10 protein-coding genes are annotated in these 13,869 nt (G+C 68.4%); 7 read left to right on the top strand and 3 right to left on the bottom strand.

The genetic code is table 11. The features are described from left to right. The first annotated feature begins 57 nt into the window (after positions 1-57). Positions 58-588 carry a DinB family protein gene (locus G4H71_RS13635; protein ID WP_072739463.1) on the top strand — a complete coding sequence of 177 codons (531 nt, stop codon included), beginning with the start codon at positions 58-60 and terminating at the stop codon, positions 586-588. Between the two features lie 26 nt (positions 589-614). Here the strand turns inward: G4H71_RS13635 and G4H71_RS13630 are convergent, their stop codons facing one another. Further along, positions 615-2,135, bottom strand: a complete 1,521-nt coding sequence (locus G4H71_RS13630) for a multicopper oxidase family protein (RefSeq protein ID WP_072739464.1) — start codon at positions 2,133-2,135, stop codon at positions 615-617. Between the two features lie 121 nt (positions 2,136-2,256). On the opposite strand from G4H71_RS13630, the gene G4H71_RS13625 reads away from it, so the two are divergent. From G4H71_RS13625 to G4H71_RS13605, 5 genes are all read left to right on the top strand, one after another. Continuing rightward, positions 2,257-2,877: a TetR/AcrR family transcriptional regulator gene (locus tag G4H71_RS13625; protein ID WP_072739466.1), complete on the top strand. Its 621-nt coding sequence runs from the start codon at positions 2,257-2,259 to the stop codon at positions 2,875-2,877. Positions 2,878-2,994: 117 nt separating this feature from the next. Then, positions 2,995-4,395 (top strand): lipase family protein, encoded by a 1,401-nt coding sequence (locus tag G4H71_RS13620; protein ID WP_072739468.1) that lies wholly within the window; start codon positions 2,995-2,997, stop codon positions 4,393-4,395. A 155-nt stretch (positions 4,396-4,550) separates the two neighbouring features. After that, positions 4,551-5,759, top strand: coding sequence for a hypothetical protein (locus G4H71_RS13615; protein ID WP_139183327.1), 1,209 nt, complete (start codon positions 4,551-4,553; stop codon positions 5,757-5,759). 145 nt (positions 5,760-5,904) lie between these two features. Beyond that, a complete protein-coding gene (locus G4H71_RS13610; RefSeq protein ID WP_072739472.1) occupies positions 5,905-7,221 on the top strand; it encodes a S1 family peptidase in 1,317 nt (438 codons plus the stop codon). A gap of 132 nt (positions 7,222-7,353) precedes the next feature. After that, positions 7,354-8,658: a S1 family peptidase gene (locus tag G4H71_RS13605; RefSeq protein ID WP_072739474.1), complete on the top strand. Its 1,305-nt coding sequence runs from the start codon at positions 7,354-7,356 to the stop codon at positions 8,656-8,658. Between the two features lie 93 nt (positions 8,659-8,751). Here the strand turns inward: G4H71_RS13605 and G4H71_RS13600 are convergent, their stop codons facing one another. Together G4H71_RS13600 and G4H71_RS13595 are read right to left on the bottom strand one after the other, a co-directional pair. After that, entirely contained in the window at positions 8,752-9,465 is a 714-nt protein-coding gene (locus G4H71_RS13600) for a DUF8020 domain-containing protein (protein ID WP_072739476.1), read from the bottom strand. Further along, positions 9,462-10,196, bottom strand: coding sequence for a DUF8020 domain-containing protein (locus tag G4H71_RS13595; protein ID WP_072739478.1), 735 nt, complete (start codon positions 10,194-10,196; stop codon positions 9,462-9,464). The genes G4H71_RS13600 and G4H71_RS13595 overlap by 4 nt, the downstream gene beginning before the upstream one ends. Before the next feature lie 408 nt (positions 10,197-10,604). Between G4H71_RS13595 and G4H71_RS13590 the strand changes: the two genes are divergently transcribed. Next, complete coding sequence (locus G4H71_RS13590) at positions 10,605-13,718, top strand: (Fe-S)-binding protein (protein WP_072739480.1); 3,114 nt, start codon at positions 10,605-10,607, stop codon at positions 13,716-13,718. The last annotated feature ends 151 nt before the right edge of the window (positions 13,719-13,869 follow it).

Raw genomic sequence — 13,869 nt, 5'->3', positions numbered from 1 at the left:
TGCCCGTAGCGTCCTTCTCATCGGAAGAACCACGCAACGACACGAGGAGCCACCGTCATGACGAACACCTCCGCCGGCGAGCGCGCCGACATCTCGTCCCTGCTCGACGACCAGCGTTCGAACTTCCTCATCACCGTGCGGGGGCTCGACGACGCCGCCGCACGGACCCGGTCCACTGTCAGCGACCTCACGCTCGGCGGCCTCGTCAAGCACCTCACGGAGACCGAACGCAGTTGGATCACGACAATTCTCGAACCGGAGAAGGTCGTCCCGTTCGACATGGACACTGCGATGGCGCAGTACTACATGACGGACGAGGAGACTCTCGACGGGCTGCTCGAGGAGTACGCGCAGGTGGCCCGCCGCACCGCGGACACGATCGCGACGATCGAGGATCTCGACGCTCTGATCGCGCTCCCGCCCGCGCCCTGGGATCCCGAGCCACAGCCGTGGTCGGTCCGCCGGATCCTGCTGCACGTCCTGCGGGAGACGGCCCACCACTCGGGCCACGCGGACATCATCCGCGAATCCCTCGACGGCGGGAACACCACGCAGGCGCTCGGCGAGGCCGCCGGACTGGAGTTCTGAGCCGCACCGAAGTTCCGCACCGCCGGTCATCGGTGCCCCGCATGGGCATCGTGGTCGATCACGGCCGGGCGCTCACCGGGGCCGACCACGACGAACTGCCCCATCATCCCCTGGTCCTCGTGCCGCAGAACGTGGCAGTGGAACATGTAGGGCACCGCGGGATCGGTGTAGTCCTCGAAACGCATGAGCAGACGGACGGTCTCGCCCGGCCGGACGTACACGGTGTCCTTGGCCCCGGACAGGGCCGGATCGTCGGTGTCCAGCACCCGGAACTGCACGTCGTGCACGTGGAAGTTGTGCGGCTGACCGTCGGTGTTGCGCACCTCCCACAGTTCGGTGGTGTCGACCTCCACGGCCGCATCGATCCTGGTCATGTCCATCGCCCGGCCGTTGATCGCGTTGCTGGAGAGTTTGAAGCTCCGGGTCACCGTCGGCTCCCCGAGATCGTCGAGTTCGGTGAGCCGGCGCGGGATCTCGGGGTTGTTCTCGAGTGCGGCGGCAGAGCGCAGTTCGAGGACGTCCATCGTGTCGACGCCGCCGCCGAACCGGGAGTTCCAGAAGTCCGCTCCCAGATCCGGTGGCGTACTGCGCAATACGGTGGAGGTCCCCGGCGGCACCTCCACGACGATCTCCGCGCGCTCGCCGGGTGACAGCTGCAACGAGTCCAGCTCGACAGGCTCGGGCAGCAGCCCGCCGTCGCTCGCGATCAGCGTGAACGTGAGGCCGGTGTCGAATCCGAAATCGTACGCGCGCGCATTGGAGGCGTTGAGCACGCGCAGTCGTACCCGCTCGGTGCTCACGTCGAGATAGGGACCGGGCGTCCCGTTGACCAGGATCTCGTCACCGAGAATCCCGATGCTACTGAGCATCTGGTCGGCGAGTGAGAGCTGGTCTCCGTCGAACTTCTTGTCCTGCACGATGACCGGAATGTCGTCGATCCCGTACCGGTCCGGCAGCACCGGACCGTTCGGATCATCGATGTAGAACATGCCGGCGATGCCCCGATACACGTGCTCCGCGGTCGACCCGTGCAGGTGCGGGTGATACCAGAGCGTGGCCGCCGGCTGATCGACCGTCCAGTGCGGTGACCACGTCTCACCCGGCTCCACCATCTGGTGCGGCCCACCGTCCATCGCCGCGGGCACGTGCATGCCGTGCCAGTGCAATGTGCTGACCTCTCCGAGCTCGTTCGTGACGTCGACACGCACCGGCTCGCCGCGGTCGGCCCGCAGCGTCGGCCCCAGGTAGTCGCCGTTCACACCCCAGGTCTGCGTGGCCGGACCCCGCCCGAGATCCGCCGTCCCGGTCTGCATTTCGAGCGCGAACCGCCGGGTGCCGTCGGCCTCGACGGTGGACTCGGCCAGCTCCGGAATCTGCAGTGCCCGAGTGAACTCCACCTGACCGGCAGTGTTCACCGGCGCCGTCACCCAGAAGTAGACGAACGCCGCGACCGAGACCGTCACGACGAACAGCGCAGCCACCGAGACGCCCGCGACCACCTGACGCCACGGCGACCTCCGCCGCCTGGATCCACCCGTTTCGTCCATGTCTCGATCGTTGCTCCCGGGCAGTGTCGGCCACATCCAGGAAGGCACCCAACTTCGCCGTGGGGGACGGCTCGGGGATCACCCTGAGAGCGCCGCACCGACCGCTCGCTAGGGTTGAGGGGTGCAGCCGGAGTCGAGTCGTTCCTACCGTGGCCGCTCGGCCGCCGAGCGTCGCGCGGATCGCCGCGCCCGCTTCCTCGAGGCCGGGCTGATCGTGTTCGCCGACAAGGGATACGCACAGAGCACGGTGACCGACGTCTGTGCTGAGGCAGGATTGTCGCGTCGCCAGTTCTACGAGGAGTTCTCGGACCGGGAGAGCCTGCTCGTCACCATCTACGACCGGATCCAGGCAGACGCCCGCGCGGCGATCGAATCCGCTCTCGCCACCGGCCGCACCGGCTCGCTCGACGAGATCGCGGCCACCACGATGACCGCGTACGTGACCGCAGTCGGCGCCGACCCTCGCCGCGCGAAGATCGCCTTCGTCGAGATCGTCGGGATCAACGAGAAGATCGAACGGCACCGGCTCCGGCAGCGGCTCGTCTGGGGCGAGCTTCTCGAGGCCGTGGCGCGTTCGTTGGAGGGCGCCCGCACTCCGCCCGGTGGATACCTGCTGGCCGGATCCGCATTCATCGGGGCGGTCAACGGGCTCGTGCACCAGTGGAGCCTCACCGAGCCCCGGCAACCGGTGGCGGACCTGGTGGACATCCTGTCGACGATCCTGGTCGCCCTCCTCACCTGATCCGGGGCGTGACCGGCACGCCACCCGAGCCTTCCTTGCGGTACACGTCACACCTGCGTACTGTCACGCCTCAAAGTTGAGACACCAACGTCTCAACTATGGACGGGGAAGGTCACGATGGGGACGACCAGGAGGAAGCGGATGTGGGCGGCCGCTGCGGCGGCGGCACTCGGAATCCAGATCATGCTCGGCGGCACGGCAGCGGCCGAGCCGGATCCGGTACCGATCGCACCGGCACAGGTCGTGCCCACCCCACCCGAATTCGACGGCGCGTTCTACGACCCGCGCTCCGACGTGGTCGCCGCCGCACAGCCCGGTCAGATCCTCGCCGCCCGGCAGGTGAACCTCGCACACTTCTCCCTCGTCCCACTCAACGCCGATGCCTGGCAGGTGTCGTTCCGGTCGACGAACACCCGGGGCGAGCCGATCGCGGCAGTCACCACGCTGATGAAACCGCGGGGCGGCACCGCCGACGCCGGACGCCATCTGCTGTCCGTCCAGGTCGCCGAGGATTCCCTGGCCCGTTACTGCGCCCCGTCGTATGCGTTGCAGCAGTTCTCGGCGCCGAGCCCACTGACCGGGCAGGTCGTCGTGCCGCTCGAGTTCCTGTTGCACGCAGCGGCAGCACTGCATCAGGGGTGGGCCGTCGCGATACCCGATTATCAGGGCCCGAACTCGGCGTATGCCGCGGGGCCGCTGCACGCTCGTATCGTTCTCGACGGCATCCGGGCCGCCGAGAACTTCGAGCCGTTGCAGTTGTCGGGCGCCGACACCCGGGTCGGGCTGATGGGCTATTCGGGCGGAGCCATCGCGACCGGTCACGCCGCCGAACTGCACGACTCGTATGCCCCCGAACTGAATATCGTCGGCGCGGCCGAGGGCGGTATTCCCGCGGATCTCGGGGCACTCGTGAACCTCGCGAACAACAACCTGGGTGCCGGAATGATCCTCGGCGGTGTCATCGGAGTCTCCCGCGAGAGCACCGAACTGGCCGAGTTCCTCGACCGCACCCTCACCCCCGAGGCCCGGCTCCTGGTGGCCGCCAAGGATCCGCTGTGCGTGTCGTACCAGTCCGCACTCCTGCCGTTCTCGAACATGAAGGGGATGATCGCGACGGCGGGAGATCCGCTGGACGACCCCGTCGTCCGCGAAGTTCTCGACGACATGGCGATGGGCAAGCACACTCCCCGCACGCCGATGTTCATGTATCAGTCGAACCCGGACTGGCTGATTCCGGTGGGGCCGGTGAACGACCTGGTCGACACGTACTGCCAGGACCCGAATGCCCGGGTGCAATATACCCGCGACCACGCCAGCGAGCACCTGTCGCTCGAGCCGATCGCGGCCCCGGCCGCCATGATGTGGATGCGCGATCGGATGAACGGGATTCCCGTCGAACCCGGATGCTCCGTCACCGACGTACCGTCCATGGCCCTCGACGACGCGACGATCCCGGTCTGGACCGAGATCGTCGGCGAGACGCTGGCCGCACTGTTCGGTAAGGCCACCGGAGCCTGACGCGCGCGTCCCCTTCCCTCCTCCCCTCCTTCCTGGATGGGCCGGGGACCCGCGGATGACGCCGGGATCGCCAGCTCGTGTAACCATTCGACTCCGGAAAGCGACATATTTCGCGCCGGGGAAGAACCTCGGCACGTGTGTGAGTGAGGATTGTGATGACCACCGGAGTCGGGCTGTGTGTCGGTGACGACCGGGCGACCGCTGTCGTGGCAGCCCCGGGTACCGAACTGCGGACCCTCGAGTTGCCGTCGATCATCTCCACTGCGCCGGACGGTACGGTCCGGCTGGGGGAGCCCGACGCGGACGCAACCGACATCGTCCGCAACGTCCTCTCCCGCGTCGGCGAGCCCGAAGGAATCGACTACGCGGGAACCATGACGCGGGCGGAAGACCTCGTCGCGACGGCGCTGTTCTGCCTCTTTCGGGACGCCGCGCAGGGCCTCACCGGCGAGGTCCGCGTCACCGCGACCCACCCCGCCGGCTGGGACGCCGACGCCGTGGCGGCGCTGCGCGAATCCCTCGACTACATGGGACTCACGGACGCCGACCTGATCTCCGACGCCGAGGCACTCCTCGCCGCGAACGTCGCCGAGGAACCTGCCGCCTCCGGGGCGGCCAGCGGGGACGAGGCCGACGAACCGGGCTCGGACGAGACCCGCATTGCCCAGGGCGCAGCGCTGATCGCCGCCGGGTCGGCGCTGACCGCCGCCGCCACCGACGCGGACACCGAATCGATCCCGCCGTTGCCCGGCGCGGCCCACACCGCCTATTCCGCGGTACTCCCCGAAGCGCTGGGTGCCACCGCCGGATCCGGACCCGTCGCCATCGGTACCGATCAGGCTCCTGCCTCGGCCGCGTTCCCGGGCACTACCCCGACGCGCAAGCCCGACCGGCGGCCGCTGTACGTGGGCGCCGCCGCTGCGGCTGCACTCATGCTCAGCGGTGCGCTCATCGCCACTGCACTGCAGGTACGGGGATCGACCGAGGTGCCCGAGATCCGCGACGGTGCCGTGGCATCGACCCGCTCAGCCCAGCCTGTTCCCCGCGGGCCGGTCTCGTTCCCGACGGTGACCCCCCAGCAGATCACGACGGCCCCACCGACGACGAGCGAGTACATCCCTCCCCCGCCACCGCCGCCGCCCGTCGTGGTGACCACCACCGAGGCGTTGCCACCGCCACCGCCTCCACCGCCACCGCCTCCACCGCCTCCGCCACCGCCTCCACCACCGGTCGAGACGACCACGCCACCGGCGACCACCGATCCGACTCCGGATCCACCCGACGAGGATGACGGCGAGGACGGCGAGGACGGCGAGGACGACGGCGCCGTGGACACGGGCCCCACGACCGATCAGAACTCCTGATCGCGGCTGGACCCCGGGTAGCGCGTGCGGGCTCCGCGAGTCCGGGTACTCCACCCGTCCGGGTGTTGCGTGGGTGACATAAGGTAAGTCGCTGATCCACCGACGACCCCGTCATCCCCGGACTCCAGAACCCAGAAGGGACCGCATGCGTAACGTGCTGGCGCTCCGCGCCGCAGTCGTGGGCGCCTCCGCGATGCTGCTGCTCGCGCCGTTGGCCACCGCTGCTCAGGCCGCTCCGACCACCTCGGGAAGCACTCAACTCGACGCTGCGGAACTGCCCGCGGAACTCGTCGAGGCGATCACCCGGGATCTGCGGATCAGCCCGCAGGAGTATCTCGATCGCGCCGCGCGGGCACAGGAGCTGGGCACATACGCGCAGAACTTCCGCAGCGAGCGTCCCGAGGACTACGCCGGCGCCTGGATCGGGACGGACGGCCAGCCGGTCGTCGCCGTGACCTCCTCGGAGGCCGCGGAGAAGGCCGCACAGGACGGTTACACCACCAAGTTCGCCCCGGTGTCCGCCGCGAGCCTGGAACAGACGCTCTCCGAACTGAACTCGTGGATCTCGGGTCTGCCGAAGGACATCTCGTCGCAGATCAACTCGGCGTCGATCGACGTCCTCGACAACCGGGTCGTCCTCGACGTGGTCAACAGCCCGATCGGCCATGCACTGAACCTGCCGACGCTGCTCGCCAACGTCAAGGTCATGCTGAGCCCCGGGCAGGGCGGCCCCGTCGAGCCCGGCCCCCTCGCCGGTGACACCTACATCACCACCGAGCACGCCCTGCAGGACACGCCGACGGACGAGATCACCCTGTGCTCGCTCGGATTCAACGCGGTGGACGGCGACGGCACCCCGGTCAACATCAGCGCGGGCCACTGCAATCCGGCGCTCGGCGCGAACTCGCCGGTGTACCTGCCCGACCACGCGGACATCGACGCCAGTCCGCGAATCGGACAGTTCCGGTCCTCCTCGGTCGGCAGCGCCACCGACGGTCTCGACTACTCGGTCATCGCGCTCAACGACGCCGGTGTCCGGGCGGGCCTCGACCGTCCCGCCGTCCGCGGTGCGAACGGCACGACGCTGACGATCACCGGCACGGCTCGCCCGGTCGTCGGTGCACCGATCTGCAAGTCCGGCCAGACGTCGTCGTTCACCTGTGGCGTGGTCGCCGCCGATCACGTCGAGTCACAGCTGTTCGTCGCGGACGGCACGAGCCGGCTGGTGCGCGGATTCGCCGGTACCGCCTGCACCCTCGCGGGCGACAGCGGTGGCGCCATCGTGACCGGCACGCTGGCACTGGGTATCACCAGCGGCTCGAACTCGAGCGGCGCACCGAACTGCCTGGAAGCGAACCTGGTCCTCGCGCCGCAGGGTGGCACCGCCAACCTGGGTATCCCGATCAACGACATCGTCGACGCCGTCGGTACCGGTCTCACCGTGCGGACCGCCCGGGACTGACCGGACCGGACAACGAGAACCCGAGGTGGGGGTCGACGGACTAGGTTCGTCGACCCCCAACCCATATAGTCGTGTCCGACCGTACTCGGACCGGTGCCACGGGCGCCGGTCCGAGCTGACAGAAAGGCCCCCATGCGAAGCTCTCTCGCACGTCGTGCCGCCGTGTTCGGCTCGGCCGCGGTGCTGCTGCTCCTCCCGATGGGCGCAGTGGCACAGGCCGAACCGGTCGAGCCGCAGGTGTCGGACCAGGCCGCGAAGCTGCCGGCCGAACTGATCGACGCCCTGGCTCGCGATCTCCAGCTGTCCCCGGACCAGTACCTCGAGCAGTCCGAGCTGGCTCAGAAGCTCGCCGAGTTCGCCGAGATCGCCCGCGAGCTCTACCCGGAGGCGTTCGCCGGGACCTGGCTGGACCAGGGCACTCCGATCGTCGCCCTCGCACCCGGCGACGACCGTGACGCCGCCGAGTCCGCCGCGACCGACGCCGGATTCACCGTGCGCGACGTCGCGCAGAGCGAGCAGGGCCTGCAGACGCAGATCGCGAAGCTCGGTAGCTGGCTGGACACGCAACCGCCCGCCGTCGCCGACCTGGTACGGGGCATCACGCTCGACGTCGTGAACAACGGCCTGGTGCTGCGGGCCGACACCACCGGCGGACTGCAGCTCCCGGACTTCCTGAAGGATGCCCGGATCGTTCCGGCACCGGCCCCGATCGAACCGGCTCCGCACGACCTGACACCGATCGCCGATCCGCTCCCCGGCGATGCGCTGCTCGGCGGAGATCCCTACGGCGCACTCGGCGGCGACGTGGGCCTGCGCTGCTCCCTCGGATTCAACGCGACCGACCGTTCGGGTCACCCGGTCAACATCACCGCCGGACACTGCGACCCGAACCGCGAGGCCGCGGGCACGTCGGCGTCCTCGGAGGCGTTCGCCCTCGCTCCGAACGGCACCGGCCCGCGTCTGGGCACCTTCAGCAAGTCGGTGCTCGATCGCTACGACTACGCGCTGATCCGCGCCGACGACGGCGCGCGGCACCGGTTCGAGAACAACGGAGTCCGGGTTCCCGGTGCGGCACCCCTCGCGATCACCGGAACCGCTGATCCCGTCGTCGGGGCCCCGGTCTGCAAGTCCGGCCTCACCACCGGATTCACCTGCGGCGTGGTCAAGACCGTCAACCAGGACGTCGAGGTCGGCTCCCGGGTCATCCAGGGCGGCTTCTCCACGAGCATCTGCGCACTGCAGGGCGACAGCGGCGGCACCATCGTCACCGGCACCTCCGCGCTGGGCATCTCGAGCGCCTCCAATGTCGGCCAGTACCCGCTGTGCCAGATCGCCGACGTGGTCACGTTCGTGCTGGGTGAGAGCCCGGAACTGTTCGCGACGCCGATCAACACGATCCTCGCGGACAACCCCGGATTGCAGATTCGCACTTCCTGACACGGGGCACTTCCCGATACGGACGAAGCGGCCCGGACCTGTACAGGTCCGGGCCGCTTCGTCTGTGCAACCGGCGGATGCCGCCCTGGCGGGTCAGGCGGGTGCCGGCTCTTCCTCGCCCGGGGGCACGAACGGGGTATTGATGATCGTGAGGTACTGGATGCCGAGGATCACCAGGGCTGGACCGCCGACGAAGATCGTGCCGGCGAGGGAGCCCGCGCTGACACCTCCCATCAGACCGGGAAGGCAGCCCACCGCGGGAACCACGATGCAGCCGACGACGAGGCCCACGACCCCGAACACGAGCGCGAACACCAGACCGCCGATGAGAGTGGCGTATCCGAGGTAAGAACTGAACTCACCCAGAGCGTTGCTGTCGCGCTCCGCCTGGGTCTGCGGGCCCTCCTGGGCGATGTCGCTCGGCGACGCCGCAGTCGCCTTCACCGACTCGACCACGTCCTGCGGAACCTGCGGCGTCAGCGTGAGCGTGCGGTCGACGATCTCCTGGTCGATCCGGAAGACCTGCTCACCGACCTTCAGGGTCAGCGGAACCGCGGCAACGACCTTGCCGCTGCCGTCGACCACCTCGACCGTGTCCCCGTCCCCGGAGACTCGGAAGAGACCGGAATCGATGGTGGACACGACGCTGTCGCCGTCGATCCGCGCCTCGTAGCCGATGTCGCCCTCGGACTGCGCCGGGGCGGGCGCTGCCAGCGCCGGGGCGGCATGTGCCGTCCCGGCGTAGAGGCCGAGCGAAGCGATCGTCAGCGCGGCGATCGCCACCGTTCTGCGCAACCGGCCGATCATGCCGCGGGCACCGCTTCCGGCTCGACGAACGGGGAGTTGATCGTGTCGAAGTACTGGATGCCGAGGATGATGAGCGCGCCACCGCCGACGAAGATGGTGCCCGCGAGTGCGGTGACCGGAGCGAATGCCAGCGCACCACCGATGCAGCCCGGGATCGCACCGGTGAATCCGAGGAATGGCGTCAGCGCGCCGCCGGTGAGGCCACCGACGAGGCACCCGAGGCCGCCGCCGATGATGGCCGCGACGATCGAGGTGATCGCGGTGGTGATACCCAGTTGCTGCTGGAAGTTCCGCAGAGCCTCACGGTCCCGCTCTTCCCGGGTCTCCGGGCCGGCGATGTCCGAGAGCTGCAGCCGATCGGCGGCCGGGACGACCGTGGCCGCGGCCGGGTCGAGGTCCGGGGTCAGGCGGAGCACACGGCCGGTCTCGTCCAGCGCAGCGCGCAGCGGGTGCTGGATGTCGTCGAGGCGGAAGAAGGTGGGCACGGTGGCCGCAAGGTTTCCTGCGTCGTCGCGGACCTCGATGGCACCGTCGACTCCGTTGAGCACGAACGCACCGGCATCGATGGTCGCGACGGCGGAATCGCCCTCGCGATCGACGGTGTAGTTGATCCCCGGCGCGACCTGCTCGGCAGGCGCCTCCGGGGCGGGAGTGGCAGCGGACGTACCTACACTGATCCCCAACGCCGCGATGAGCAGCATCGAAGTCGTGGTGAGCCGTCGAAGATTCATGAAGTGGACCCGTTCCGTGTAACGAAGCAAACCGACGGGCCGACATTATCCTTTTGGTCCTGGTGAGCGGGGCGCCACGAGTGGCAGTGTGATACGTATCACTATTTTGCGAAACGAACGGTAAACGCGCGTCTACCAGCACATTTCTCGCCGACGCCATCGCACCACCAATGCCGCCCCGAGGGCGAGGCGGCGTCTTTCCCGTGCCGGAGCGCGGGTTAGGACATCCTTCCGAAAGGCGCGTGACCACTACCACCTAACGTGGACCGAGACTCGACGCCTTTACCACGTCACCACAGGTTACCGGTGAGTAGACAACTCAAGTTACCGGCGGGTAACTTGCGAGGCGTTAAGATCCTTTGCAGTCCGAGGTGGCCAGCCCGCCGCCCTGAAACGAAAGGCCGCGACATGAATGCCCTGACGATCACGTTGGGCACCATCGGCGTCCTGCTGAGTATTCCCGCCTGGGGGTCGTTCTTCCGCGGTGTGTGGAGGATCGTCAGCGCGATCCGGATCGGTCAGCCCGCTCCGGATCGTTGGCGTCCGTTCTTCCCGCGCGTCAAGCAGGTGGCTGTGGAGGTTCTCGCGCACACGCGCATGAACAAGTTCCGCACCGTCGGCTGGGCCCACTGGTTGGTGATGATCGGCTTCCTGCTGGGGTCCATCGTCGCGATGGAGGCCTACATCCAGACCTTCAACCCCGAAGGTCACTGGCCCCTCATCGGCGGAACCGGCGTCTACCACTTCGTCGACGAGTTGCTCGGTATCGGCACCGTCATCGGCATCATCGCGCTGGTCATCATCCGTCAGCGGAACCATCCGCGTGACCCGGCCCGGCTGTCCCGCTTCGGTGGCTCGAACTTCCGCGCCGCCTACTTCGTCGAGATCGTCGTCCTCATCGAGGGCCTCGGCATGATCCTGGTGAAGTCGAGCAAGATCGCCACCTACGGCCACGCCAACCCGTGGACCGACTTCTTCACCATGCGCGTCGCCGAACTGCTTCCGGCGAGCCCCGAGATGGTGTCGACGTTCGCATTCGTCAAGCTGATGTCCGCGATGGTGTGGCTGTACGTCGTCGGCCGCAACATCAACTGGGGCGTCGCCTGGCACCGGTTCTCGGCCTTCTTCAACATCTACTTCAAGCGCGAGGACGACGGCGACGTCGCACTCGGCGCGGCCAAGCCCATGATGTCCGGCGGCAAGCCGATCAACATGGAGGACGCGGACCCGGACAACGACACGTTCGGTGCCGGTGCCATCGAGGACTTCTCCTGGAAGGGCTGGCTGGACTTCACGACCTGTACCGAGTGCGGCCGTTGCCAGTCCCAGTGCCCCGCCTGGAACACCGGTAAGCCTCTGTCGCCGAAGCTGCTCATCATGTCGCTGCGCGACCACGGCTACGCCAAGGCCCCCTACCTGCTCGCCGGCGGCCGCAAGGACATGGGCGGCGACGAGGTCGGCCTGGTCGACGCCGAGGGCAACCCGCTCGAGGACAAGCTGGCCAAGATCCCCGAGGCTGCCCGCGACGAGGCCACCCGCAAACTGGTCGGCGAGACCAAGGAACTGGTCGAGGGCGGCGAGCTCGCTCCCGTCATCGACGCCGAGACCCTCTGGTCCTGCACCAGCTGTGGCGCATGCGTCGAGCAGTGCCCGGTGGACATCGAGCACGTCGACCACATCATCGACATGCGCCGCTACCAGGTCCTCATCGAGTCGGAGTTCCCGTCCGAGCTGGCCGGCCTGTTCAAGAATCTCGAGAACAAGGGCAACCCCTGGGGACAGAACTCCAAGGACCGGCTCAACTGGATCAACGAGATGGACTTCGACATCCCGGTCTTCGGCCAGGACGCGGAGACCTTCGAGGATTACGAATACCTGTTCTGGGTCGGCTGTGCCGGTGCCTACGAGGACCGCGCCAAGCGCACCACCAAGGCGGTCGCCGAGCTGCTCGCCACCGCGGGCGTCAAGTTCATGGTCCTGGGTGCCGACGAGACCTGCACCGGCGACTCCGCTCGCCGCGCCGGTAACGAGTTCCTGTTCCAGCAGCTCGCGATGCAGAACATCGAAATGCTCGACTCCGTCTTCGAGGGCATCGAGGACGTGCGCAAGCGCAAGATCGTCGTCACCTGTGCGCACTGCTTCAACGCCCTGGGCAACGAGTACCCGGAGGTGGGCGGCAGGTACGAGGTCGTACACCACACACAGCTGCTCAACCGTCTGGTGCGCCAGAAGAAGCTGATCCCCGTGGCCTCGGTCGGCGAGGACGTCACCTACCACGACCCCTGCTTCCTGGGCCGTCACAACAAGGTGTACGACGCACCGCGTGAACTCATGGCGGCGTCGGGATCGACGCTCAAGGAGATGCCGCGGCACGCCGAGCGCTCCATGTGCTGTGGTGCCGGTGGTGCCCGCATGTGGATGGAAGAGAACATCGGCAAGCGGATCAACGTCGATCGCGTCGACGAGGCCCTCGAGACCTCGACGACGAAGATCGCCACCGGCTGCCCGTTCTGCCGTGTGATGCTCACGGACGGTGTCACCGCCCGTCAGGAGGAGGGCAAGGGCGAGGGCGTCGAGGTCGTCGACGTGGCCCAGCTGATGCTCTCGTCGATCAAGCGTCTCGACGCGGCGGAGCTCACCGAGAACATCAAGGTGATCCCGCGGCCGAAGGCTCCCGTCGCGGCCGAAGAGGTTGCCGAGGAGCAGGAGCAGGCACGCGTCGAGGAAGTCGAGGAGGCTGCCGAGACCCCGGCCGCCAAGGAGGCTCCCGCAGGCAAGGGCCTGGCGATGAAGGGCCTGGCGAAGGCACCGGGCGCGAAAGCTCCCGGGGCTAAGGCACCCGGTGCGAAGGCACCCGGCAAGGGTCTCGGAATGGCCGGCAAGGCGAAGGCTCCCGGTGGGGCCAAGCCGACGGCTTCGGACGATGCTCAGCCGGCTGCTCCCGCAGCGGAGGCCCCCAAGGGCCCGGGTCTACAGATGAAGGGCGCGGCCAAGGCACCCGGCAAGGGTCTGCAGATGAAGGGCGCCGCCAAGGCACCCGGCGCCAAGGCGCCGGCAGCTGCGGATGCCCCCGCCGAGGAGACGACCGCAGCGGCTCCGGCTCCCAAGAAGGGCCCGGGTCTACAGATGAAGGGTGCCGCCAAGGCACCCGGCGCCAAGGCAGCGGCACCGAAGGCGCCCGAGGCCGAGGCACCTGCCGCCGATACACCGGCGAGCGAAGCACCGGCCGAGGCGCCGAAGGCACCTCCGGCGCCCAAGGCAGGCGGGCTGGGCTTCAAGTCCGGCGCCAAGGCCCCGGGAGCACGCAAGGCTGCCCCGGCCACGCCTGCTGCCCCGGCCGAGCCTGCCGCGGACGAGGCTCCCGAGCCCGCGACCCCGGCAGCCGAAGCACCGGCCGAGGCGGAAGCACCCGCCACCGAGGCCTCGGCCGCAGAACCTTCGACGGCCCCCGAGCCGCCGAAGGCGAAGCCCGGCGGACTCGGCTTCAAGTCCGGCGCCAAGGCGCCCGGCCGCAAGAAGTAGCCGCATCACCACGAATGCCCCTGCCGGACGGCGGGGGCATTCGTGGTTCGGGGGCCGGACCCAGAGCTCACAACGGAATTGTCGGGTTCACAAGGGCTACGACGCGTCGGGAGCATTGTGAACCCGACAATCTCGTTGTGAGGTCTGTCTA

It is taken from the genome of Rhodococcus triatomae (genome assembly GCF_014217785.1).
GTDB lineage: Bacteria > Actinomycetota > Actinomycetes > Mycobacteriales > Mycobacteriaceae > Rhodococcus_F > Rhodococcus_F triatomae.
This window is presented reverse-complemented; position numbering and strand designations above follow the sequence as displayed.

Bases quoted from the DNA above. Each gene is read 5' to 3' on its own strand.
- G4H71_RS13635 (WP_072739463.1), top strand. From the start codon at position 58: ATGACGAACACCTCCGCCGGCGAGCGCGCCGACATCTCGTCCCTGCTC.
- G4H71_RS13630 (WP_072739464.1), bottom strand. From the start codon at position 2,135: ATGGACGAAACGGGTGGATCCAGGCGGCGGAGGTCGCCGTGGCGTCAG.
- G4H71_RS13620 (WP_072739468.1), top strand. From the start codon at position 2,995: ATGGGGACGACCAGGAGGAAGCGGATGTGGGCGGCCGCTGCGGCGGCG.
- G4H71_RS13615 (WP_139183327.1), top strand. From the start codon at position 4,551: ATGACCACCGGAGTCGGGCTGTGTGTCGGTGACGACCGGGCGACCGCT.
- G4H71_RS13610 (WP_072739472.1), top strand. From the start codon at position 5,905: ATGCGTAACGTGCTGGCGCTCCGCGCCGCAGTCGTGGGCGCCTCCGCG.
- G4H71_RS13605 (WP_072739474.1), top strand. From the start codon at position 7,354: ATGCGAAGCTCTCTCGCACGTCGTGCCGCCGTGTTCGGCTCGGCCGCG.
- G4H71_RS13600 (WP_072739476.1), bottom strand. From the start codon at position 9,465: ATGATCGGCCGGTTGCGCAGAACGGTGGCGATCGCCGCGCTGACGATC.
- G4H71_RS13595 (WP_072739478.1), bottom strand. From the start codon at position 10,196: ATGAATCTTCGACGGCTCACCACGACTTCGATGCTGCTCATCGCGGCG.
- G4H71_RS13590 (WP_072739480.1), top strand. From the start codon at position 10,605: ATGAATGCCCTGACGATCACGTTGGGCACCATCGGCGTCCTGCTGAGT.